We start from the raw sequence: 21,615 nt of genomic DNA, 5'->3' as shown, positions 1-21,615 counted from the left end.
CACGGCTGGCGGTAGACTTGCCCACCTGCCCGTAACAACCACTACCCGGAAGCCTTTCATGATCCTCGAACTCGCCGATATCCGCATTCACCCTGGCCAGAACGCCGCTTTTGAAGAAGCCATCCAACGTGGCTTGAAAACCGTTATTTCCGGGGCCAAGGGGTTCCAGGGCTTCAAGGTCAACCGGGGCATTGAAAACACCGAGCGCTATGTGCTCCAGATCTTCTGGGACACGCTGGAAGACCACACGATCGGTTTTCGCGAGTCACCGGCTTTTGCCGATTGGCGCGCCATCGTCGGACCCTTCTTTGCCGCCGCGCCGGTGGTTGAACACTTTGACCTGGTGGCCAAGTCATGAGCTATGTTTTCAAACCCGCCCCAATAGCCTCGGTGCCCGTGCTGGGCAAGCCTGAGCGCTTTCCGGTGCACCGCATTTACTGCGTCGGCCGCAACTACGAAGATCACGCCAAGGAGATGGGCTTTACCGGCCGCGAAGCGCCCTTCTTTTTTCTGAAACCGGCCAATTCGCTGATCGTGGTCAACGCGGGTGAAACCGGCGCCATGCCCTACCCCAGCCTGACCTCGAACCTGCACCACGAAATCGAGCTGGTGGTGGCCATTGGCACCGGCGGCAAAAACATCAAGGCGGCCGATGCCCACAAACACATTTACGGCTACGCCGTAGGTCTGGACATGACACGCCGCGACCTGCAAAACGAGATGAAAAAACAGGGGCGCCCCTGGTGCATCGGCAAGGCCTTTGACCATTCGGCGCCGATCGGCCCTATCACCCCCGCCGAGCAGGCCGGCGATATCGCCAAGGCCGAGATTTCACTGCAAGTCAACGGCCAGATTCGCCAACACAGCCAGGTGTCCAAACTGATCTGGAACATCGCCGAGACCATTGAGCATCTGTCCGCCGCCTGGGAACTTCAACCCGGCGATCTGATCTATACCGGCACGCCTGAAGGCGTTTCAGCTGTGGTGCCGGGCGACACTTTGCTGGGCGCGGTAAGCGGACTGGAATCTCTCCAGATCGTCATCCAGTAAGGCCGTACTACACTGCTTTTATGCTTCGAGCCCCTATCAAACACTGCAAAAATTGCGGCACTGCCGTGATTTACCGGATTCCGGACGATGGCGACACCAAGGAGCGCGCCGTCTGCGAAGCCTGCAGCACCATCCACTATGAAAACCCGCTGAATGTGGTGGGGACCGTGCCGCATTGGGGCGACAAAGTCCTGCTGTGCAAACGCAACATCGAGCCGCGTTGGGGCAAGTGGACGCTGCCGGCCGGCTTTATGGAGTTGAATGAGACCGTGGCCGAAGGCGCGGCGCGGGAAACGCTGGAAGAATCCGGGGCTGAATTCGAGATGGAAGGCTTTTTCTCGCTGGTCAATATCGCTCGCGTCGGGCAGGTCCACATGTTCTACCGGGCGCGCCTGTTGAGCGACGTTTTCAAACCCGGCTTTGAGACCATCGAGGCCCGGCTGTTTTCTGAGGCCGAAATACCCTGGGACGAAATTGCGTTCAGAACCGTCAAGGAAACGCTGGAACACTACTTTGCGGACCGCCGCGCTGGCCACTTCTCCATTCATGCCATCGACATCGTTTGACATGGCGACGGCGTGTCCTCAGTACCCGGCTGAGGGGTGGCCGGGGGTGAAGCTCCGCACGCAGTTGTGGGTTTACCGCATTGGCGGCTACCTGCTGATCAATGTCATTGACGATCCGGCCTGGCTGGCGCTGATGTTTTGTTAGGCCTCCCGGCATTGGCCCATGCTGCCCTGCTACGTTCTTCTTGACCTTGAAACCACCGGCGGTAACCCGGTGCATGACCGCATCACCGAGATTGCCGCCGTGCGCATCGAGGACGGACGGGAAGTGGCGCGCTGGAGTTCGCTGGTCAACCCCGGCACGAGCATTTCCACCTTCATCCAGAACCTGACCGGCATCACCAACCGGATGGTGGCCGACGCGCCGGGCTTTGACGAGGTCGCCCCCCATGTGCTGGCGCTGCTGGAAGACGCCGTGCTGGTGGCGCACAACGTGCGTTTTGACCACGGCTTTCTGCTCAACGAGTTTGCCCGCCTGGAAACGCCCTTGCGTGTGAAGACGCTGTGCACCGTGCGCCTGTCGCGCCTGCTGTATCCGCAGCATCGCAGCCACGGTCTGGACGCCATCATGCAGCGCCACGGGCTGAGCACCAGCGCCCGGCACCGGGCCATGGGCGATGTCGACATGGTGCTGGCGTGGCTGGGCATTGCCACCCAGGAGCTGGGCGCAGAGCAGATCAGGCGACAGGCATTGACCCTTTTGCAAGGCAGCGCCGCCCTGCCGCCGCAGCTGGAAACCGCGGTCAGTGACATTCCGGAGTCTGCGGGTGTCTACCTGTTTTATGGTGAAGGCCCGCTGCCTTTGTACATTGGCAAGAGCATCAAGCTGCGCAGCCGGGTCATGACGCATTTTCAGGCGGCCAGCAAGTCGCCGCGCGAGATGCGCATCACACAGGAAATTCGGCGTATTGAGTGGATCGAGACCGCGGGCGAGCTCGGCGCCTTGCTGCTCGAAGCCAAACTGGTGAAGGACAAGCAGCCGGTCTACAACCGCCAGTTGCGCCGCATCAGCACGCTGTGCGCCTGGCGCCTGGACGAGAACCCGCTGGCCCGGCCGCTGCTGAGCCTGGTGCGCGGTGAGGATTTGCAGCCCCGGGAGTTTGACCGGCTGTACGGGGTTTACCGCTCCAGAAACCTGGCCATCGCAGGCCTGCAGGAACTCGCCGATACCTACAGCCTGTGTCCGCAGGCGCTGGGGCTGGAGCCCGGCCGAGGCCGTTGTTTTGCCCATCAGGTTGGCCGCTGCAAAGGCGTGTGCTGCGGCGAGGAAAAACCTGAGTTGCACCATCTGCGGCTGCAGTTGGCCTTGGCCCCGCAGAAACTGCAGGTCTGGCCGCATCCGGGCCGGATGGGTCTGCGCGAGCACAACCCGTTGAGCGGCCGCACCGATATTCATCTGTTTGATCAATGGAGCCATCTGGGGACGGTGCATGACGAGGCTGAACTGGAAGAGGCCTTGAGTGTTCGCTGTGATTTGGCGTTTGATCTGGATACTTATCGGTTGCTGATCAAACGGTTGGGATCGCCGGGTGCTGGCGGCTTTGAGGTGATTCGTTTTCCGGTTTGAGTTTTTTTGGCGCTGCTCTGATTTGGGGCTTGGGTTGATGGCCTGTTGGGGGCTTTTGTGGCTGCGGGGCGGCGGGGACGGGGCGAAGGCCGGGCGCTCATAGCCCTTCGGTCCCGAAATCGCGCCCAGCCTTCGCCCCGCCCCCGCCTCGCGCTGCTTGCTCGCTCTTTTTAACTTGAAAAGATGGGCTTTCGGGGCTCTGTGCTTGCGTTCAGGTCATGAAAACCAGTCGTGGCAGTGAGGGCGATTTGCTACTTTATTTATAGCTGGTTGCGCTTATCTCACTTGGGCTGGTGACTCTTTTCATACTTATCCATAAGGGATTGGAGTTTGCGGCTATCTGTAGGGCGGCGAGATAATTGCGCATCATGTCGAAAAACGAGATTGCCGTTGTTGACGCGCACCAGGACCTGCGCCACAAAGTGGGTGACGCCATCCTGGATTTGGTGCTGCACGTCCCTGCGTCCAACGAGGCCGAAGTAACGCAACCCGAGGTGCGGGCTCGCGCCGTGGGTCGCAATGCGGCTCGGCATGCCAGCCTGATGGCCGGCTCGCTGGCCTTGCCGCCGGGTTTTCTGGGCTGGTTGACGATCCTGCCGGAACTGATGGGCGTATGGAAGCTGCAAGCGCAAATGGTGGCCGACATTGCCGCCGTCTACGGCAAAAGCGCCTCGCTGGGCCGCGAGCAAATGATTTACTGCCTGTTCAAGCATGTATCAGCCCAGCTCTTCCGTGATGTGGTGGTCCGCGTGGGCGAACGCTACCTGATTCAGGCCGCCTCACTCAGTTTCATTCAATCCGCCGCGCAGACGCTGGGCGTCAAGATCACGCAGCATCTCATCGGTAAAAGCGTTTCGCGCTTTGTGCCCTTGGTCGGCGCAGTCGGCGTCGGCGCCTACGCCTACTTCGACACGACCCAGGTCGCCAAGACCGCGATCGAACTCTTCTCCAAAGACATCGTCATCGACATTTAAGCCAAATAGCCCTCTAGCCCGAGTGCAATAAGCGCAACAAGCTATAAATAAAATAGCAAATCACCAAACAGTCACGACAAGCCTTGGTGACCTGAACGCGAAGCCCGAACCACAAAAACTCATCTTTTCAAGTTAAAGAGAGCAAGCAGCGCAAGGCGGGGGCGGGGCGGAGGCCGGGCGCGATTTCGGGACCGAAGGGCTATGAGCGCCCGGCCTCCGCCCCGTCTCCGCCGTCCCGAAGCCACAAGAGCCCCACAAAAAGCCCCGACCCAACTACTCCTGAGGCCGCTTAACCTCCCTATCGCCCCCAATTTCCCTGACTTCCGTGACGTCAGTAACTTCGGTCACGTCCCTAACCTCCCTGACCTCCTTAACCTCCGCATCAATCACATCAGACTCATCGCGCTTAGCCGCCCCGCCCGCCCCCGGCCCCCGATTAAAACGGTTCCACATCGCCTCACGATTGACCTGAAACGTCCACGGACTCACCGGCTCGCCCGTCAAACGCGCCCAGCCTGCCCGAAGCAGCCAGACCACCAGCACCAGCAGCGCCGCCACAAAAAGACTGGCCATGAAAACCACCCCCGCCAGCACCAGCACCACCCGAAAGACAAAACCAAAAACCTTGTTCACCCATTGATTCAACATTGAACTCCTTCACGAACAACACAACTGCGGCCTGTCACCCCAACTACAAGACCGATCAGACCGCCAACGCCACGCCCCCCACCCGGCGCGACACCGCATACGGCGGCAAACCCTGCAACATGCGCCGCCCGAAGGCCATGCGCAGCAGACGCCGGTCGTAACAAATCACGGTGGCGTGGTCATCCTCGGTGCGAATCGCCCGGCCCGTCCACTGCAACAACTTGATGCCCGTGGCCGGCACCACCAACTCCGAAAACGGATCTCGCCCGACACTCTTCAACCACTCGGAGCGCGCCTCTTCCACCGGATCAGACGGCGGGCTAAAAGGCAGCTTGGTGATAAACACCGTCTCGCACAGCTTGCCCGGCAAATCCAGCCCCTCGCCAAACGACTGCAGGCCAAAAATCACCGACGGATAACCCGCCTCGACCCGCGCCTGGTGCGTGGCCAACAAACGGCCGCGCGCCATTTGCCCCTGCACCAGAACCGCCTCCTGCAAGGCGGGCGGTAACGCATCCACCGCCGCCTTCATCTGCACCCGCGAGGTGAACAAGACTAACGCCCCATGCTCAACCTGGCTCAAATCCGACAACAGTTCACCCACCATTTCACGGGTATAGGCCTCGGCGTTTTTCGGATCCGCCTCGGTCTCCACCACGATCAGCTCGCCTTGGGTCCGGTAGTTGAAGGGGCTTTCGACCTCCAGGGTGGACACGTGCGGCAGCTTGACCAGGCCGGCTTCCTGCAGAAAATAATCGAAACTGCCGCAACTGGTGAGCGAAGCCGACGTGATAACCGCCCCGCGCACCTGGCTCCACAGCGATTGGCGCAGCAAGTCGCCCGGCACGATCGGACAGGCATGGGCGGTCAAAAAGACCAAGCCCGAACTGGTATCCGACTTGAGCCACTTGGCCAGCGGCTGCGGGCCGTGTTCCAGCAGCAGGCTGCTGGTTTCCAGCACGCTGCCCAGCTTGGGCGCCAGCTGGCCCAGCTTGGCGTACATCAGCGAACAACTCACCGCCTGCGACGGGTCTTCCTTGGCCAGCAATTTCACCTCTGCGCCCAGCGCCTCCAGCGCCTTGGACAAGCCGCCCGCATGGCCCTGAATCAGGGTGATGGGGTCGGTGAATTCATCGGGCAGCACACCGTTTTTGAAACGATAAACGGCGTCATAGCCCGTGGCGTTCACGTTGAGCAAGTCCATCACCATGCGGCCCACGTCAAACAGCGCGGTCTTGAGCTGCTGCGCCAGCGTGTTGACGTCTTGCGCCAGTGTTACGTGAATCTTTTCGCTCACCTCGTGCAAGGCCTTGGGCAGCTTGTCCAGCCAGCGCAAGCTGGACAAATCCATGCTGCTGGCGAACTGGTCCAGCGCCACTGCCGGCAGATGGTGGCCTTCGTCAAACACCACCAGGCAGTTGTCCAGCTCGGGCAGCGCCTTGCGACCGAGGGAGGCCAGCACCAGATCGTGGTTGGCGACGATGACGTGCGCCTCGGCCAGCTTGGTGCGAGCGTTGTAATAGCTGCACTCCCGAAAGCGCGGGCAATGCCGGGCGGTGCAGGTGTGGCGCTCCGCCGCCACCGCCGACCAGTCACGCGGCTCCGGCTGCTCGGGCAACAGGTCGCGGTCGCCGTCCCATTTGCCGCCTGCCACGGCCACGGCCAGCGACTCGTAGAGCTTGGTGCGGCGCTCTTCCGGGTCCTCGCCCTGCAGCTGTTTGGCGAAGGCATTGCGCGGTGGCGGCTGGTCTTCGTCTGGCTCGAACAGATCGTCGCTGGCACCATCGCCGACCAGCCGCTCCAGCTTCAGCTTGCACAGGTAGCGGCCGCGCCCCTTGGCCAAGGCGAACACAAAAGGTGTCTCCAGCGCGGCCGCCAGGGCCGGCAGGTCCTTGGTCATCAGCTGCTCTTGCAGGGCGACAGTGGCGGTCGAGATCACCACCCGGGTCTTGCGCGCCAGCGCCATGGCCACGGTGGTGGACAGATAAGCCGCCGACTTGCCCACGCCGGTGCCGGCCTGGATGACGGTGATGGCTTTGCCCGGATTGGCGTGCTCGCCCAGTGTCACGCCCGACAAGGCACTGGCAATACGCTGCGCCATCTCGCGCTGACCGGGGCGCGAACGAAAGCCGGAGGTGGCGTCCACCACCTGGTCGAAGGCGGCAATGGACAAGGTCGCCAGATCGTCAGAACTCAAGTGAAATTTCCATGTTTTGTTTGATTGGTTTGATCTGCACAGCCTCTATTACACCGCCATGCAGGCAGCGAAGAAAACAGGCCTCGCCCGGGTCTACTGAAATTTCAAGTAAAACAAGCCTCGAACCCTCGTACCATAAGCGCAAGTAGCTATTAAAACAATAGCATGTTAAACCCCAAAAAACGCGACGAACAGCAGACTTCGTTACAAATAATCCACCCCCAAACCCCCATGGCAGCTGCACTGGCCCCTACACTCGGGCCGAAATTGCGATCATTCTTAATCCTCGGGAGGCCTTGAATATGCGTTTTGATCTTGCCCTGCGCTCAGTCCTCGTGACCACCGCCCTGGCCTTCACCATGGCCGGCTGTGGCGTGTTGCAACCCGTGCTGCAGCCCGACGCGCATGTGGCCGCTTTCAGTACCCAGATGACAGGACTGAACGAGGTACCGCCCGTCAACACCGCGGCCACCGGCCGGGTAGACGCGGTGCTCGACAAAAACACCCGCGTGCTCCGCTGGAAACTGTCATTCACCGGCCTGAGCGGCACCGCCACCGCAGGCCACTTTCATGGCCCGGCCGCCATTGGCAGCAATGCAAACGTCGCCCTTCCCTTCAAGGGCACGGTCCAGAGCCCCTTCCAGGGGCAGATGACGCTAACCCCCGCGCAGGCCGCCGACCTGCTGGCAGGAAAGTGGTACGTCAACATTCACACCACGGCCCACCCCAACGGAGAGATTCGGGGCCAGATGATTCTGCGGGAGTAAGCCTATGGCGGCGATAAAGCCAGATACTTGGCTTCGAGAACATCGCCCGGCAGGGGTCTGCTGAACAGGTTGCCCTGATATTCATCGCAGTTCAACAAACGAAGCAGTCGCGCCTGCTCCTCGGTTTCAACGCCTTCGGCCACCACCTTGAGCTTGAGCGCATGGGCCAGGCTGATGATGGTGGACACCAGCGCCAGGCCCTGGGGTCCGGCCGTCATATCGATGATGAACGAGCGGTCGATCTTCAGCGTGTCCACCGGCAGTCTGGCCAGGTAGCTGAGCGAGGAGAAGCCGGTGCCGAAATCGTCAATCGCGATGGTGACGCCCATGGCGCGGATTTCATGCAGACTGGCAATGGTGTGACTGACGTCTTCCATGATCAGGCTTTCGGTGATTTCCAGTTCCAGCCCTTCGGCCGCATGGGCGTCAACACCAATGGCCTGCCGAATCTCGCCGATGAAACTGCGGTGGCGCAGTTGCAGCGGCGACACATTGACGGCGATGCGCACGCCGGTCAGTCCCGCGGCTCGCCAGCGCAGATAGTCATCGAGGGCCTGGCGTATGGCCCAGCGGCCAACTTCATAGATTAATCCGGTCTCTTCCAGAATGGGAATGAAATGCGCCGGTTGAACCATGCCCGATTGCGGGTCATGCCAGCGCAGCAGCGCCTCAACGCTGGTCATCTTTCCACTCGTCATACTGACTTTGGGTTGGTAATACAGCAGAAACTGCCCCAATTCCAGCGCCGTGCGCAAGCGACTCTCCAGGCCGAGCGCTTCGGCCACCCGGGCATTCATCGCGGGGGCGTAAAACAGCAGTGACTCAACCGCCCCCCTGGCCTGCTTGAGTGCCGCTTCAGCATTGCGGTACAGCTTCTCGCCATCCCCGCCGTCCAGCGGATACAAGGCAATACCGGCCTTGCCGGCCATTCTCAAGTCTGAATCGCGCAGTCGAAACGGCTCGGCGAAGCAGTCGCGCAGCAATTGCTCCACCAGATGCGCGACAGATTCCGCATCGCGCGGGTCGCGAATGAGCACGCCGTAACAATTGACGCCCACACTGGCCACGGTATCGAACCCGATGGCACTGTGCTGGATGCGTTGGCCCACCAGCCGCAGCAATTCGTCACCCGCCTGCCGGTCGAATGTCTCATGGATGACCTGAAAGCGGTCGATCTCCACCAGCACCAGCGCCATCGTCAAACTGCCGCCGCTTCGGGTGCGAAACAGCTGGCTCACACGCTCCAGAAACACCATGCGGTTGGGCAGCTTGGTGAGCTCATCGTAGTAAGCAAGGTAGTTGAGCCGTTCCTCCTTTTCAATGTGGTCGAGCGCGAAGCCTATATCGCCGGCCAACTCGGTCAGGAGTTTCATTTCTTCATCGTCGAAGAAGCCCAATTCACTGGCATACAGGGCAAGCACGCCCACGACCTGATCCGAAATAATCAAGGGCAAAAAAGCCATCGACATAACGCCATCTTCAATTCGCTGTTCCAAAAACAGAACTTCGGGATGGGATCGAATGTCGTTTAGCACGACGGCTTTCTTTTCCTTGACCGCACGCACGCTCATGGCTGTTCTGGGCGGGGCGTCATCGTGCAGTGAAAACCGATTCGGGATGAATTGAAGGAACTCCGGATCGACGCCCGAGGATGCAATGGGGGCAATCATTTGGGCCTCCCAATCGACAGCCCCTATCCACGCCATCCTGAACTGGCCGTGCTCGACCGCAATCCGGCAGGCTTCCCGGAACAACTCATCGCGGTTGCGCACGCGCACGATGAGCGTGTTGATGCCGCTGAGTACGGCATAAACACGATTGAGCCGCCTGATCTTGCGTTCCGCCTCTTTGTGATCGGTGATGTCCTGCATGGTATTGAAGCAGCGCGCATTGCTATCTGCGCCAGGCAGGCTTCGCAGGGGCTCCATCACCTGCCGGATTTGCAGCCAGGCGCCATCCTGGCGTTGCAGACGATATTCAAAATCCATACGCCCGCCCCGGACGCCGACTTCTACCACCTTGTCGAGGAACAAGTCCCTATCCTCTGGATGAACCATTTGCAGCAATTCGTGCCGGCTCTTGATCATCTGATCGGGTTCCACCCCGATCATCTTTGGCATGGTTTCAGGCCAGCTCTCGAATACCCCCTCGGCTCCCGTGATCACATGCGTCAGTTTGGCCAACAACTGGGCATGATGCAGCCCCGCCTCGCTCATGCGCAGCTCATCGGTCGCCCGCTTGCGCTCCACCATTTCAAGCTGCAACTGCCCGGCGTACTGTTGTACCTCGGCATACAGAACGCTGTTTTCGTAGATGCGCCCGACCTGGGCCGCGAGGATGGACAATATCCGCTCGTCCTCATCGCTAAAGGCCTTCGCCCCCAGTTTGTCCGCCAGGAGAATCCAGCCGTAGGCATGGTTCAAGGACATGACCGGGGCCACCAAGCAGGCATGCAGCGGCGGATAGCCCGGTGGCAGACCCGCGACAGTGACGTCACCATCGGGGATGCTTAGACGGCGGGGACGGCGCTCGGTGCGCGTTGCCCCAAGCGGGCCGCGGCCAATGTCCGGCGCGTCCAGCTTGCTCGCCTGCGCGGAATCAATGCCGCTGGTGAAATAGACCAACTCGCCATTGACCTTGCTGGTGACACAGACAACTGCATAGGTGCTGCCGATCAGGTCGCGCGCACCGCGACAAACTTTCTCCAGCAATCGCCGTGGATCACGTTCCGAAGCAAGTTGCAGATTGAAATCCGTCAAGGCATCCAGGCGCCGGTTTGCCGCTTCAAGGTCGACAACTTTTTCTGACAGTTTGTTGGTCAGCAGGCGCAGGTGCTCGCGGTCAAATTCCGGCACATCCGCCACATCCGACGCGGCGACCGGCGCCGAAACATGCAACAGCGCCTGATCGATGGCGAGAAGTATGTCCTGCGGCTCGCACGGCTTGATGAGGACGTGCGAAACGCCGCACTCCTTCGCCAGATTGCGCGCCTCCCGCTCAAGGTAATGTGCACTGTAGAAAATGACCTCCGTGCCGGCAATATCGGGATCAGCGCGCAGCTGGCGCACGAATTCGTAACCGTCCATGGTCGGCATCAGGATGTCTGAAATAACCAGTTCGGGATGTTCCGCGCGCACCAACGCCAAGGCCTCGGCGCCATCAGCCGCTTCGATCGGCTGATGGCCGCGGTAGCGGATCAAGGTGACCACCAGTTCGCGATTCTCGGCTTGATCGTCTACCACCAGTATTTTCACCACGGGCCTTTCCCTTTCAATTCAGTGGAGAGCGTGTGGCCCTGAGCGCTGGCGGCAAAAAGGCCTCGATCTGTTCGACAAATGTCTCAGGGGTGATCGGTTTGGTGATGTGCTCGTCGAATCCGGCCGCCAATGCAGTTTCCCGATCGCCTGCCATGGAAAACGCCGTCACGGCAATCATCGGCACGCGGCACCACTCGGGATGAACCTGCAAACATCGCACAACTTCATAGCCGTTCATGACCGGCATCTGCAGATCGCAAATCACCAGGTCCGGTTTCGACTCCAGGGCCATCCGTACACCGACACTGCCGTCGGCGGCGTCCAGCGTGTCATAACCTGAAGCTTCGAGCAGGTACTTCACCAGTTCACGACTCGCGCCATCGTCTTCGATGATCAGAATGCAGGCAGGCATAGGGCTCAACTCTCCGGTAACTCAAGCGTGAAGGTGCTGCCTTTTCCATACTCGCTCTGGAATGTGATCTGGCCGCCCAGCTGCTCGGCCAGTTTGCGGCTCAAATGCAGACCGAGACCCGTGCCTTCGAGCTTGCGCCGATCAGCGGCGTCCACCCGTGAAAATGCTTCGAACAGCCTGGCCTGGTCTGACACGGCAATCCCGGGGCCGGTGTCCTCGACACTGAACACAAGCTTTCTTGCATCTGCCGGCGTCGGCGGCAAGAGCCGTAAACATACGCTCCCGAGCTCGGTAAATTTGATCGCATTCCCGGTCAGGTTGATGATGATCTGGGTCAGGGCACGGCGATCCGTGCGGAACATCACGACCGGATCGGGCAAGGCAAGCGTGAAGCGCAGTCCTTTCCTCTCCGCTTCGGGGCGAAGGGAGGCAACTACTTCTTCGAGCACGCTATTGCAGTCGACGGTTTCAGGTTTCTGATCAAGCTTGTTGGCACCCAGCTTGGCCAGATCCAGCATATCGTTGATCAGCGACAACAGATGCCGCGCGCCCGTCTGGACAATGCGTAATTGCTTGTCTTGCTCCGGATTGAGCGGTCCGGGGAGCTTCATGAGCAGTGTCCCGGTAAAACCGATGATGGAATTCAGTGGCGTGCGCAACTCGTGCGACATGCTGGCAAAGAAACGGTCCTTGGCCAGCGCGGCGTTTTCCAGCTCGATGTTCTTGTCACGCAATGCCTGCTCGAAACGCTTGCGCTCGGTAACGTCGCGGATCGCACTGGACACAAACAAGCCTTCCTCTGTCTCCAACGGACTCAGGCTGATTTCGACCGGGAACTCTGTACCGTCTTTGCGCAGTCCATACAATTCAAGTCCGGCGCCCATAGCCCGGGCACGCGGTTGCCCAAAGAATCCATCGCGGTGTTCTGGATGGTGGTTTCGGAAACGCGCAGGCACGAGTATTTCAATTTTTTGCCCCAGCAGTTCGTCCCGGCTCCAGCCGAACAGTCTGACCGCCTGGGTGTTGACCAACACCATGTCGCCGCTGCGGTTGACGATGACCATCGCATCCGGCGCCGTTTCAAGCAGATCCTTGAATTTCTGGTCAGCCCTTTTGCGATCGGTGATGTCGCGAATGGCGCTCATCACCATGGTGCCTTCCTCGGTTTGGAGCGGACTAAGGCTGATTTCAACGGGAAATTCCTCGCCCCCCTTGCGCAGCCCATAGAGTTCCAGGCCCGCACCCATGGTGCGGGTACGCGACTGCTCGAAGTAGCCGCTTCGGTGTGCAAGGTGAGGATTGCGAAAACGTGTCGGCAGCAGGACCTCCACGGCTTGCCCCAGGAGTTCTGCGCGCGAATACCCGAACACTTTTTCCGCCTGTGAGTTAACGAGTACGATGCGCCCGGTCACGTTGACCATCACGATCGCGTCCGGCGTGGACTCCAGCAGATCGTGAAAACGTGCCTCCACCAGCTTGGCGTCACGCAACACCTTCAGGTGGGTGACGTCTTTTTTGTTGGACAGGAAATATTCCAGTTGACCGGCCGCGTCACGCACAGCCTTGGTCGAGACACTCACATGCACCAGTGCGCCGTCCTTGCAACGGCGCACGGACTCATAGACGGTCAGGCCATGGCGCAGTGCTTCGGCCTGAATATGCGTTTCTTCGTCGACGCGGTCCTTGGGTACGACGAGATCGAGCATTGACAGCCCCAGCGCCTCGTCCTCACGGTAACCAAAAATCACCTCGGCCGCGGGATTCCAGTGCAGGATGATCCCGTCGGGCGAAATAGCAATCAGGGCATCTGGATTTTGCGCCCACAACTTGTCGGTTAATTCCGGTGTCATTCTGCCCTCGGTCCCTATTCAACCCTGAACTGCAGCCTTAGGCCGCGCCTCCCCCAGATCTTGAACGCATGTCCGCGCGTACTGACGCCAAGGAATCCGTATCAAATTGTTCGCAATTTCACCATGAAGCCCGCTCAACTCAAAACCTGACACATGTCAATGATTCGGGCAGGGTCATCCGCGATGCCAGGATTGGGATTTATGTTATGGCCATTGAAACTGCGTCCATGCCATTGCCAAGACGACTATCGGATGGACAATAGCGGCATTTCGCGCAAACAGCCATTGGGTGGGAGCGTCGCAGTTATGTCACACCCAAATGCTATGCTGGCCATTGAAAATACAGGAACATAAGTGATGCAAGATGGAACTCGCCTGGCGGCCGTAGACTTAGGGTCTAACAGCTTTCGCCTTGAAATTGGGCGTATTGAGCATGGTCAGTTTTACCGCACCGAATACTTGAAGGAAACCGTCCGCCAGGGCAACGGCCTGGATGATGAGCGCAAACTGACACGAAACGCCATGGAGCGCGGCTGGGATTGTCTGGCCCGTTTTGGTGAACGGTTGGCCGGATTCAGCAGCGACGAGGTGCGCGCTGTCGCCACACAAACCTTGCGGGAAGCACGTAACCGCGATGAATTTCTGGTCCAGGCCAACGCCATGCTGGGCTTCCCCATTGACATCATCTCCGGCCGGGAAGAGGCGCGACTAATTTACCAGGGTGTGGCACAGGCGCTGCCCCAGGGCAACGAGCGCCGTCTGGTGATTGACATTGGCGGACGCTCGACCGAACTCATCCTCGGCCAAGGGTTCGAGCCCAAGCAGATGGAATCCTACCGGGTCGGCAGCATTGCCTGGTCCACACGGTATTTCCCGAACAATCAGTTCTCCAAGCATGCCTTTCAAATGGCAGAGATCGCGGCCAAGGCGGTGCTGGACGAAGCGCTCAATGCCTATCGGCGCGACGCCTGGGACGTCGCTTATGGTTCGGCTGGTACCGTGGGCGCAGTGGGCGACGTTCTGGCTGCGGCAGGTTGGCCTGCAGGCTGCGTCAGCCGCGATGGACTGGACTGGCTGATGGACAAGCTGCTCAGCGCGCAAAGTGCGGATCGCCTCCGACTGGCCGGCATGAAGGACGACCGACGCGCCATCATTGGCGGGGGTTTGAGTATTTTGCGCGCCGTTTTCGACCTGCTGCAAATCGATGAAATGCAACAGACCACAGGTGGCTTGCGACACGGCTTGCTGTTTGACCTGATGGGGCATACCTCGGACCAAACGGACGTGCGCTCCAAGTCGGTCCAGCGGCTGGCTGCGAAATTTGGCGCGGATTCTGCGCATGGCCTGCGTGTCGGCAAGGTCGCCACGCATCTGTTTGGCCAGCTTATGAGCAGCATGACGCCAGAGGACCCGTCCGCAAACGTGACCGATGAGCGCCTGAGCCGAAAACTGAACTGGGCGGCCCAGTTGCATGAAATTGGCAGTCAAATCTCGCACAGCGACTACCACAAGCACGGCGCCTACATTCTGGACAACGCGGACGCCATGGGCTTCGCCCTGTCCGAGCTCCACAAGCTTAGCCTGCTGGTATTGGGACACCGGGGCAAACTGCGCAAACTGGAAGTGGACTTTGAAGACAGCCTGTTCGTGCAACAGTTGCTTGCCCTGCGTCTGGCCGTGATTTTGTGTCACGCGCGGCGCGATCCTGATTTGAAGGGTTTCCAGCTGACACGGGAGGGCGAAAATGCCAACAACTTTGGCATCGACTGCCGTCCTGAGTGGGCGCAGGCATTTCCCCAATCGGCCCACCTGTTGCGTGAAGAGGTTCTGGCCTGGCAGAAGACCCCCTGGACTCTGACGCTTACTGGGTGCTGAAGTCCTGGGTATCCCGAATGTACAAGCCCTCGCCATAGGATTTGGCGTCGTGCTTGGCCCGCGCAGCGACTGACGCCACCTGCTCTGCACAAGTAAATGCACCGCCACGAATTTTGACTGCACCAATCGATAACGTTGTGGTCGGGAAGAACCTTGAAACCCCATGCCGGTCTTCCGCATGAATGCCGCCTGCCTCACGGGCTGGTATGTCAAACAAGTCAATGGCGCACTCGGCAAATTCGCTCACGATTCCCTGGCACTGCAACTCCCAGTCGGCGCTCTGGTACAGAATGATGAAATCATCCCCGCCCACATGCCCGACAAAATCGCGTTGGGGATCGCAGTGGGCCAGGGCGATCCTGGCCACCAGGCGAATCATTTCATCGCCGCGCCAATAACCATACTGGTCATTGAAGGGTTTGAAATTATTCAAATCGGCGTAGCAGGCCACGAACTCAACACCGCTGCTCAAGAGCCTCTCAATGTGTTGACTGATTGGGATATTGCCAGGCAAGAAAGTCAACGGGTTGGCGTGACGTGCCGCCTCAATGCGTGTCTCGGTGACGGAGCGAACAAGCTGCTCTCCTGTTCCCATGCCTTCATAACGTCCGTTGTCCGTCACGATAAAACCATCGACCAGGTAACGCTGATCGTCCGAGGTGAGAATGCCGACCAACTCGTCAACATTGTGATTGCGTTCGATCAGTCGGGGCTCAAGGTTGGCATGCACCATGCACGGCTTGCGACCCCATACCTCCCGGTAAAACAGCTTGCTGTATTCGTTCATGAACACTGCACGGTTGATGATGCCCACAGGGCGGGTGCCGTCAACGACGGCGACCGCATGCAGCTTGGTGTGGAGCAAAAACAGCATCGCCAGTTCATCGTTGGTCGTCGTCAGTGTGACGGCGGGCGCCTCAACCACCGCCAGGCGGCTGAGCGAGCCGGAGTTGGAGGCCCGGCGCAACTCGGGGAACACGGCAACCCTACGGTCCCGCATCACATCCAGTGCATTCGCCACAACCTGCTCACGCGGCAACCGTGCCGGTCGCCCCAAAAAATAACCCTGTCCGTACGTGATGCCGAGATCCCGCAGGACACGCAAATCTTCCTCTGTCTCGATGCCTTCCGCTATAAGTGAGGTGTCAAAAATCGCGGCAATTTGCTGCAAAGCCTGAATCGTTTTGAGCTTGTCTGCGTGCTGGCTGATGTCGTTGGTGAAGTACTTGTCGATCTTCACGAACTCAGGTTTGAGTTGCGACCAAAGCCGAAGACTTGATTTGCCATCACCGAAATCGTCAAGTGCGAGTGACACACCGGCGGAGCGAATGTCGCGGACAACACTTGCAAAGTAATCCATGTCGGTGACGCGCTCATACTCGGTAATCTCAAGCACCAGCATGCGTGGCAAAACACCAAAACCACTGACCAACTCGATCAGGGCATCGCGACCGCAGTGTTTCAAAACCTGCACCAGCACCTCAGCGCTGATATTCACAAACAGACGCCCTGATTCGCGGAGCTCACCCCAACGATCCAGTGCCACGGTGACACAAAAGTTCTCAAACTCAAAGTTCAAACTCTCATGCGAGGCGGCTACCAACAAGGCATCCGGCGTATGAAATGAGGTATCTTGCGGCCCCCTGATCAAGGCTTCGTGGGAATAAATGGCACCATCGCTCAGCGACACGATCGGCTGAAACACAGGAAAGAGTCCGTTGCCGCGCATCAATCCAGCCAGCGGGCCCCGTCCGCGCCGCACGACATTTGAATGCATGACCGCGGGCATTGCGGCTCTTGCACCAGACCCGCGTTTCAGATCAGCCGGATAAAGCGGTGCCATCGAAGGTATTGCGGTCGCAGCCACCAGCTGAAGAATACTCATTGAATGCCAACGTTTTTTGAATTAGATTTATCCAAGTCTAGGCATACTGAGTGACACCGGCGTGACAGTTCAATGACAGGCGATTGACATCAACTTGACTGCTTTTCAATAAACGATATAAACTGTATACCCCGTTTATTTAAAGGAAAGTTCACCATGGCCACAACCGACAATTCAGTCGTCACTGCCGATACCGCAAAAGCAGCTGCAATGCCGTCCGCTCCCGTCAAGGTTGCGTTCCCGCCAGTGGCACCCGTTGCAGTGGAAAAAGTAGCTTCCAAGGCCAGTGTCAAGCCAACTGCAAAAAAGGCAGCAACGGTCGCCAAAGCGCCGGTCAAAATTTCTGTCAAGACCCCGGTAAAGGCCGCTGTCAAAACAGTGGCTAAAGGACCGGTCAAGACGTCGTTAAAGGTCACGAAAAAGGCAGCGGCCAAGGCGCCGATCAAGGCAACGGTCAAACCATTGACCAAGCCCAAAGTCGACAAGCCGGTCAAGCTGAAAAAACCGAAACTGGTGCGCGACAGCTTCACGATTCCCAAGGCTGAATACACCGTGCTGGATGACCTCAAACAACGCGCAACCAAACTGGCCAGTGCCGTCAAGAAGAGTGAATTGATCCGGGCCGGTGTCAAGGCACTAGCCGCGATGTCAGATGCGGCGTTTCAAGCTGCATTGAAGGCGGTTCCCACCATCAAGACCGGACGTCCCTCAAAAACAAAGGCAGACTGATCCTGCGCCTGGGGCGCACCCGCCAGTGCGTCGGCCTGACCAGTTAAAGCACTTCAGGCGATTGCACGGTGACCACCACCGTTTGGGACTGCGCTTCACGTTGCCGATTGCGAAGCCACCAGACCGCGCCTTTTTTGACAGCGCATTCGGGCGCGCTCAAGCCCAGCAACTGGGCAATGGTTTGCCCCAGCGTGGGTTGATGGCCGACAACCAGCACGCACCCTTTTGCAGACGGCCACTGCACCAGCTCAAGCAGCTCGGCAACGCTGCAGTTGGGGGCCAGTTCTGGTCTTACCTTGTATTTTCGGCTCAGCGCTATCGCGGTCTGTTCGGTACGGCGCGCCGGGCTCACCAGTATTCGCGTGCTTTCAGGCAACTGTCGATCCAGCCAACTCGCCATGCGCGCGGCCTGTTTTTCCCCGCGTGAGGTGAGACAACGCGCCATGTCATCGCCACCTTCAACCCATTCTTGCGCCTCGGCATGGCGCCACAAGACAAGATCCATGTCAGTTTCCCCGTCCGTTGTAACGTGCCATCAAGGCGGCTTGTGCACCATGTGCCTGACGGCGCCCCACCGGCTTGACATGGGCATAAGTGCCATCGGCCATCAAATCCCACGCATCCACACCGTCGTGTAGATACGCCACCAGACACTCGTCCACAATTCGCTGACGTTGCACCGGGTCCGTCACCGGCCAGGCGAGCTCCACCCGTCGCATCATGTTGCGGTTCATCCAGTCCGCACTGGACAGGTAAAGATCTTCCACATCATCCTGCCGAAAGTAAAAAACCCGGGAGTGCTCCAGAAAGCGGCCAATCACGGAACGGACACGAATGTTGTCGGTCACACCGGGCACCCTGGCTGGCAGCATGCAGGCCCCGCGCACGATAAGGTCAATCTTGACGCCCTTCTGCCCTGCCCGGATCAACGCATGAATAAGCGCCTCATCGGTTAGCGCATTCATTTTGGCAACGATTCGAGCTGACCTGCCGGAAGCCGCTGCCAGGGCCAGATCATTGATTTTGTCAATCAGCTTCGCGTGCAGATAAAACGGTGCCAGGAGCACCCGGTTCAGTTTTGGCAAGCGGCTCTGACTGGCCAGATGGACAAACACATTTTCCACATCGGCAGTCAGTAACGTGTCGGCCGTCAGGTGGCTCCAGTCGGTATACAGGCGTGCCGTGCGGGGGTTGTAATTGCCGGTGGACAGGTGGGCGTAGCGTTTGAGCTGCTTGCCTTCCCGACGCGTGATGAGCATCATCTTGGCGTGGGTTTTCAGTCCGACAACGCCGTACAAAACCTGCGCACCGATGGACTCCAGCATTTCAGCCCAGTTGATGTTGGCCTCTTCGTCAAAACGGGCCTTCAGCTCCACCACCACGGTCACTTCCTTGCCATGCCGCACAGCCTCGCGCAGCAACTCCATCAGCGCAGAATCAGTGCCGGTGCGGTAGATGGTTTGCTTGATCGCCAGCACCTGCGGGTCATTCACCGCTTCGCGCAGAAAAGCCAGCACGCCGTCAAAACTTTCAAAGGGCTGGTGAATGAAGACATCGCCCAGTTTGAGTTGTTCAAAAAAGGAAACACCGGGCGTCAATTGGGTCGGATAACACGACTTGTAAACGGGAAAACACAGCTGCGGCGCATCCACCAAATCCACCAATTGCGTCAATCGAACCAGATTGACCGGACCGGGGACGCGGTACAAAGCCGGCTCCGGCAACTCGAACTGTTTGAGCAAAAATGCGGAAAGGTAGTCAGAACAACCCGCCGACACCTCAAGCCGCACTGCCTGGCCAAAATGGCGATGCTGCAGTCCCAGGCGCAATGCGGTACGCAAATTCTTGACATCGTCTTCGTCCACAGCAAGATCCGAGTGACGGGTCACCCGAAACTGTGAAAACTGCCCGACTTCGCGGCCAGGAAACAACTCCGCCAGATGGGCACGAATCACGCTGGACAGCGATACGAAATAGTTACTGCCGCCAGACACTTTGTCGGGCATGCGGATCATGCGCGGCAAAACCCGCGGCACCTTCACAATGGCAATTTCGTTTTCACGCCCGAAAGCATCGCGTCCGCCCAGGCGAACGATGAAATTCAGCGATTTGTTGGCAACTTGGGGAAACGGATGTGAGGGATCCAGCCCAACCGGAATCAACAGCGGACGAACTTCGCGCTCGAAATACAGCTTGACCCAGCGCCGCTGTGCGATGTTGCGCTCGCCGTGCGACACAATCCTGATGCCCTGCGCATCAAGCGCGGGTATCAATTCATCGTTGTACAGCGCGTATTGACGCCCGACCAGAGTATGCGCGGCGTGCGCCAGCCTTTGGAAGGACTCTACCGTAGAAGGACCTTTCTCATCCCTGTTCTGGTTCGCTGCCAAATGGGGCTCGGCCCGAACCTCGAAAAATTCATCCAGATTGGAGGACACAATACACAGGTAACGAAGGCGCTCCAGCAGCGGAACGTCCTTGCGGTAGGCCCAGTCAAGCACTCTCTCGTTGAACGCAAGAATGCTGTGATCGCGATCGAGAAGCACCACACTAGGAGAGTTCTGAGTCAATTTAGACTGACTTTGAATAGAAGACATGGCGTGCCGTACTCATTTATTACAAACAAATGACTGATTGTTTACGGATTTGATGTCAATCGTGTGACAGATAGCAACATCCCGTGGTCCCATCGGCAGCGTTAGGCGGCGAGGCGTTGGGCCTCGGCCCCATGGCATCGAAGTCCGCCCGCATCAGGTCCCCAGGAAATGCTTGCGGTAGCGCGGAGGCAAATCATTGATGCGCATCATCATGGGAAGATCGGCTGTATTGAAATCCGGGTCCCAGGCGGGTGCGCCCAGAACTTTGGCACCCAGGCGCAGATAACCTTTGATCAGGGCCGGAGGATCCACCGCCAGGCTGCCGTCCAATTGGTCTACAGGTAGCGCCAGGCGCGGGTGCACATGGTATTCAATGGGCGCCAGGTGGCTTGCCTTGAGCTGGTGCCAGATGCTGGCCGCCACGTCGCCGCTGACGATCCCGTTGTGCAGCATGGGAATGCTCGCGCAGCCAATCATGGTATCGAGCTTGTTGCGCACCATAAACTCTGCCAGCGCGCCCCACAAGGCCATGATCACGCCGCCGTGGCGGTAGTCAGGATGTACGCAGCTGCGCCCCAGTTCGACCATGCGCTCGCGCAGGCTGCGCAGGCGGGTGAGATCAAATTCAAGATCGCTGTAGGTACTGCCCACGCGTCTGGCCTGCGCTGGGGTGAGAAGCCGGTACGTCCCCACCACCGCCTTGGTGGCTTCATCGCGCACCAGAAGATGTTCACAGTAGTTGTCAAACAAATCAACGTCGTGGCCGGGCGAAGTCGTGTCCAGGCGAGCGCCCATCTCTTCGGCGAAGACCTTGAACCTCAGGCGCTGCGCCTGCCGGACTTCGTCACCGTGTCTGGCCCACGAAACCACGAGACCACCGCGCTCAGCCTTAAGGACAGGGGCTTGACTCGAATCATGGAGATGTGAATGAGATCGATGAAGTAACCCCCGGGGCAAGGACAAGGGGGACAAAGCGAAGGTGGGGTTAGGCAATTCTTTCATTTCTTTCTCCTTGAGTTGGTTGTGACGAACGAGCTTGAAAAGAGCCCAGCGGGCGGCATCAGCTTGAGACATGGTTACGCTCTTTTTTTTCTGCACTTTCTGATATTGGCGGATTAAGGTGACGGCTCTATGGCAACTTCATGGCATTTCCGTGACAAGGCAAACACATGACGAGGACCTCGCAGCGCAAGGGTGACGAGCAACTGTCGGTTGACTGCGGCGACTTTGCTGGGAAAAGA

The 21,615-nt window shown here is 58.9% G+C and carries 17 protein-coding genes; 8 read left to right on the top strand and 9 right to left on the bottom strand.

Features of this window, described 5'->3' with window-relative positions; genetic code table 11:
• The first annotated feature begins 58 nt into the window (after nt 1–58).
• The 5 genes from C5P05_RS14140 (at nt 59) to C5P05_RS14120 (ending at nt 4,157) form a co-directional block, all read left to right on the top strand.
• Nucleotides 59–358, top strand: coding sequence for an antibiotic biosynthesis monooxygenase family protein (locus C5P05_RS14140; protein ID WP_114970487.1), 300 nt, complete (start codon nt 59–61; stop codon nt 356–358).
• Nucleotides 355–1,050, top strand: a complete 696-nt coding sequence (locus C5P05_RS14135; RefSeq protein WP_114970486.1) for a fumarylacetoacetate hydrolase family protein — start codon at nt 355–357, stop codon at nt 1,048–1,050. The genes C5P05_RS14140 and C5P05_RS14135 overlap by 4 nt, the downstream gene beginning before the upstream one ends.
• Before the next feature lie 20 nt (nt 1,051–1,070).
• On the top strand, nt 1,071–1,616 hold the full coding sequence (locus tag C5P05_RS14130) for an NUDIX hydrolase (RefSeq protein ID WP_114970485.1): 546 nt from the start codon (nt 1,071–1,073) through the stop codon (nt 1,614–1,616).
• 163 nt (nt 1,617–1,779) lie between these two features.
• Nucleotides 1,780–3,183 carry an exonuclease domain-containing protein gene (locus C5P05_RS14125; RefSeq protein WP_114970484.1) on the top strand — a complete coding sequence of 468 codons (1,404 nt, stop codon included), beginning with the start codon at nt 1,780–1,782 and terminating at the stop codon, nt 3,181–3,183.
• A gap of 368 nt (nt 3,184–3,551) precedes the next feature.
• Entirely contained in the window at nt 3,552–4,157 is a 606-nt protein-coding gene (locus C5P05_RS14120; protein WP_114970529.1) for a hypothetical protein, read from the top strand.
• A gap of 273 nt (nt 4,158–4,430) precedes the next feature.
• Here C5P05_RS14120 and C5P05_RS14115 read toward each other — a convergent pair whose 3' ends face one another.
• Entirely contained in the window at nt 4,431–4,805 is a 375-nt protein-coding gene (locus C5P05_RS14115; protein WP_114970483.1) for a hypothetical protein, read from the bottom strand.
• Nucleotides 4,806–4,860: 55 nt separating this feature from the next.
• Nucleotides 4,861–7,002, bottom strand: coding sequence for an ATP-dependent DNA helicase DinG (gene dinG / locus C5P05_RS14110; RefSeq protein ID WP_114970482.1), 2,142 nt, complete (start codon nt 7,000–7,002; stop codon nt 4,861–4,863).
• A 302-nt stretch (nt 7,003–7,304) separates the two neighbouring features.
• On the opposite strand from dinG, the gene C5P05_RS14105 reads away from it, so the two are divergent.
• Nucleotides 7,305–7,769 (top strand): CHRD domain-containing protein, encoded by a 465-nt coding sequence (locus C5P05_RS14105; protein ID WP_114970481.1) that lies wholly within the window; start codon nt 7,305–7,307, stop codon nt 7,767–7,769.
• 2 nt (nt 7,770–7,771) lie between these two features.
• Here C5P05_RS14105 and C5P05_RS14100 read toward each other — a convergent pair whose 3' ends face one another.
• Genes C5P05_RS14100 through C5P05_RS14090 form a run of 3 tightly spaced genes read right to left on the bottom strand, consistent with a single transcriptional unit; the run spans nt 7,772 to nt 13,288 of the window.
• Nucleotides 7,772–11,026, bottom strand: coding sequence for an EAL domain-containing protein (locus C5P05_RS14100; RefSeq protein WP_114970480.1), 3,255 nt, complete (start codon nt 11,024–11,026; stop codon nt 7,772–7,774).
• A gap of 13 nt (nt 11,027–11,039) precedes the next feature.
• Nucleotides 11,040–11,438 carry a response regulator gene (locus C5P05_RS14095; RefSeq protein WP_114970479.1) on the bottom strand — a complete coding sequence of 133 codons (399 nt, stop codon included), beginning with the start codon at nt 11,436–11,438 and terminating at the stop codon, nt 11,040–11,042.
• 5 nt (nt 11,439–11,443) lie between these two features.
• The gene (locus C5P05_RS14090; RefSeq protein WP_114970478.1) at nt 11,444–13,288 is read right to left on the bottom strand and encodes a PAS domain S-box protein; all 1,845 of its coding nucleotides are present in this window, start codon (nt 13,286–13,288) and stop codon (nt 11,444–11,446) included.
• A gap of 357 nt (nt 13,289–13,645) precedes the next feature.
• Here C5P05_RS14090 and ppx point away from each other — a divergent pair, with 357 nt between their 5' ends.
• Nucleotides 13,646–15,163: an exopolyphosphatase gene (gene ppx, locus C5P05_RS14085; protein WP_114970477.1), complete on the top strand. Its 1,518-nt coding sequence runs from the start codon at nt 13,646–13,648 to the stop codon at nt 15,161–15,163.
• Here the strand turns inward: ppx and C5P05_RS14080 are convergent.
• Nucleotides 15,150–16,940, bottom strand: coding sequence for an EAL domain-containing protein (locus tag C5P05_RS14080; protein WP_232834493.1), 1,791 nt, complete (start codon nt 16,938–16,940; stop codon nt 15,150–15,152). The two genes, ppx and C5P05_RS14080, sit on opposite strands and share 14 nt — an antisense overlap.
• Before the next feature lie 264 nt (nt 16,941–17,204).
• Between C5P05_RS14080 and C5P05_RS14075 the strand changes: the two genes are divergently transcribed.
• Nucleotides 17,205–17,777 (top strand): hypothetical protein, encoded by a 573-nt coding sequence (locus C5P05_RS14075; RefSeq protein WP_232834492.1) that lies wholly within the window; start codon nt 17,205–17,207, stop codon nt 17,775–17,777.
• Nucleotides 17,778–17,820: 43 nt separating this feature from the next.
• Here C5P05_RS14075 and sixA read toward each other — a convergent pair whose 3' ends face one another.
• The 3 genes from sixA to C5P05_RS14060 form a co-directional block, all read right to left on the bottom strand.
• Nucleotides 17,821–18,282: a phosphohistidine phosphatase SixA gene (gene sixA / locus C5P05_RS14070; protein ID WP_114970475.1), complete on the bottom strand. Its 462-nt coding sequence runs from the start codon at nt 18,280–18,282 to the stop codon at nt 17,821–17,823.
• Nucleotide 18,283: 1 nt separating this feature from the next.
• A complete protein-coding gene (gene ppk1 / locus C5P05_RS14065) occupies nt 18,284–20,374 on the bottom strand; it encodes a polyphosphate kinase 1 (protein WP_114970474.1) in 2,091 nt (696 codons plus the stop codon).
• A gap of 153 nt (nt 20,375–20,527) precedes the next feature.
• On the bottom strand, nt 20,528–21,376 hold the full coding sequence (locus tag C5P05_RS14060) for a GNAT family N-acetyltransferase (protein WP_114970473.1): 849 nt from the start codon (nt 21,374–21,376) through the stop codon (nt 20,528–20,530).
• Nucleotides 21,377–21,615 lie beyond the last annotated feature (239 nt).

It is taken from the genome of Rhodoferax ferrireducens (genome assembly GCF_003347515.1).
Taxonomy (GTDB): domain Bacteria; phylum Pseudomonadota; class Gammaproteobacteria; order Burkholderiales; family Burkholderiaceae_C; genus Rhodoferax.
Note: the sequence above shows the minus strand (reverse complement) of the source record. Positions and strands in the feature narration are given on the sequence as shown.

Excerpts from the sequence above, each read along its gene's own strand:
- C5P05_RS14140 (WP_114970487.1), top strand. The coding sequence starts at position 59 with ATGATCCTCGAACTCGCCGATATCCGCATTCACCCTGGCCAGAACGCC.
- C5P05_RS14135 (WP_114970486.1), top strand. The coding sequence starts at position 355 with ATGAGCTATGTTTTCAAACCCGCCCCAATAGCCTCGGTGCCCGTGCTG.
- C5P05_RS14130 (WP_114970485.1), top strand. The coding sequence starts at position 1,071 with ATGCTTCGAGCCCCTATCAAACACTGCAAAAATTGCGGCACTGCCGTG.
- C5P05_RS14125 (WP_114970484.1), top strand. The coding sequence starts at position 1,780 with ATGCTGCCCTGCTACGTTCTTCTTGACCTTGAAACCACCGGCGGTAAC.
- C5P05_RS14120 (WP_114970529.1), top strand. The coding sequence starts at position 3,552 with ATGTCGAAAAACGAGATTGCCGTTGTTGACGCGCACCAGGACCTGCGC.
- C5P05_RS14115 (WP_114970483.1), bottom strand. The coding sequence starts at position 4,805 with ATGTTGAATCAATGGGTGAACAAGGTTTTTGGTTTTGTCTTTCGGGTG.
- C5P05_RS14105 (WP_114970481.1), top strand. The coding sequence starts at position 7,305 with ATGCGTTTTGATCTTGCCCTGCGCTCAGTCCTCGTGACCACCGCCCTG.
- C5P05_RS14095 (WP_114970479.1), bottom strand. The coding sequence starts at position 11,438 with ATGCCTGCCTGCATTCTGATCATCGAAGACGATGGCGCGAGTCGTGAA.
- C5P05_RS14090 (WP_114970478.1), bottom strand. The coding sequence starts at position 13,288 with ATGACACCGGAATTAACCGACAAGTTGTGGGCGCAAAATCCAGATGCC.
- ppx (WP_114970477.1), top strand. The coding sequence starts at position 13,646 with ATGCAAGATGGAACTCGCCTGGCGGCCGTAGACTTAGGGTCTAACAGC.
- C5P05_RS14080 (WP_232834493.1), bottom strand. The coding sequence starts at position 16,940 with ATGCATTCAAATGTCGTGCGGCGCGGACGGGGCCCGCTGGCTGGATTG.
- C5P05_RS14075 (WP_232834492.1), top strand. The coding sequence starts at position 17,205 with ATGGCCACAACCGACAATTCAGTCGTCACTGCCGATACCGCAAAAGCA.
- sixA (WP_114970475.1), bottom strand. The coding sequence starts at position 18,282 with ATGGATCTTGTCTTGTGGCGCCATGCCGAGGCGCAAGAATGGGTTGAA.
- ppk1 (WP_114970474.1), bottom strand. The coding sequence starts at position 20,374 with ATGTCTTCTATTCAAAGTCAGTCTAAATTGACTCAGAACTCTCCTAGT.
- C5P05_RS14060 (WP_114970473.1), bottom strand. The coding sequence starts at position 21,376 with ATGAAAGAATTGCCTAACCCCACCTTCGCTTTGTCCCCCTTGTCCTTG.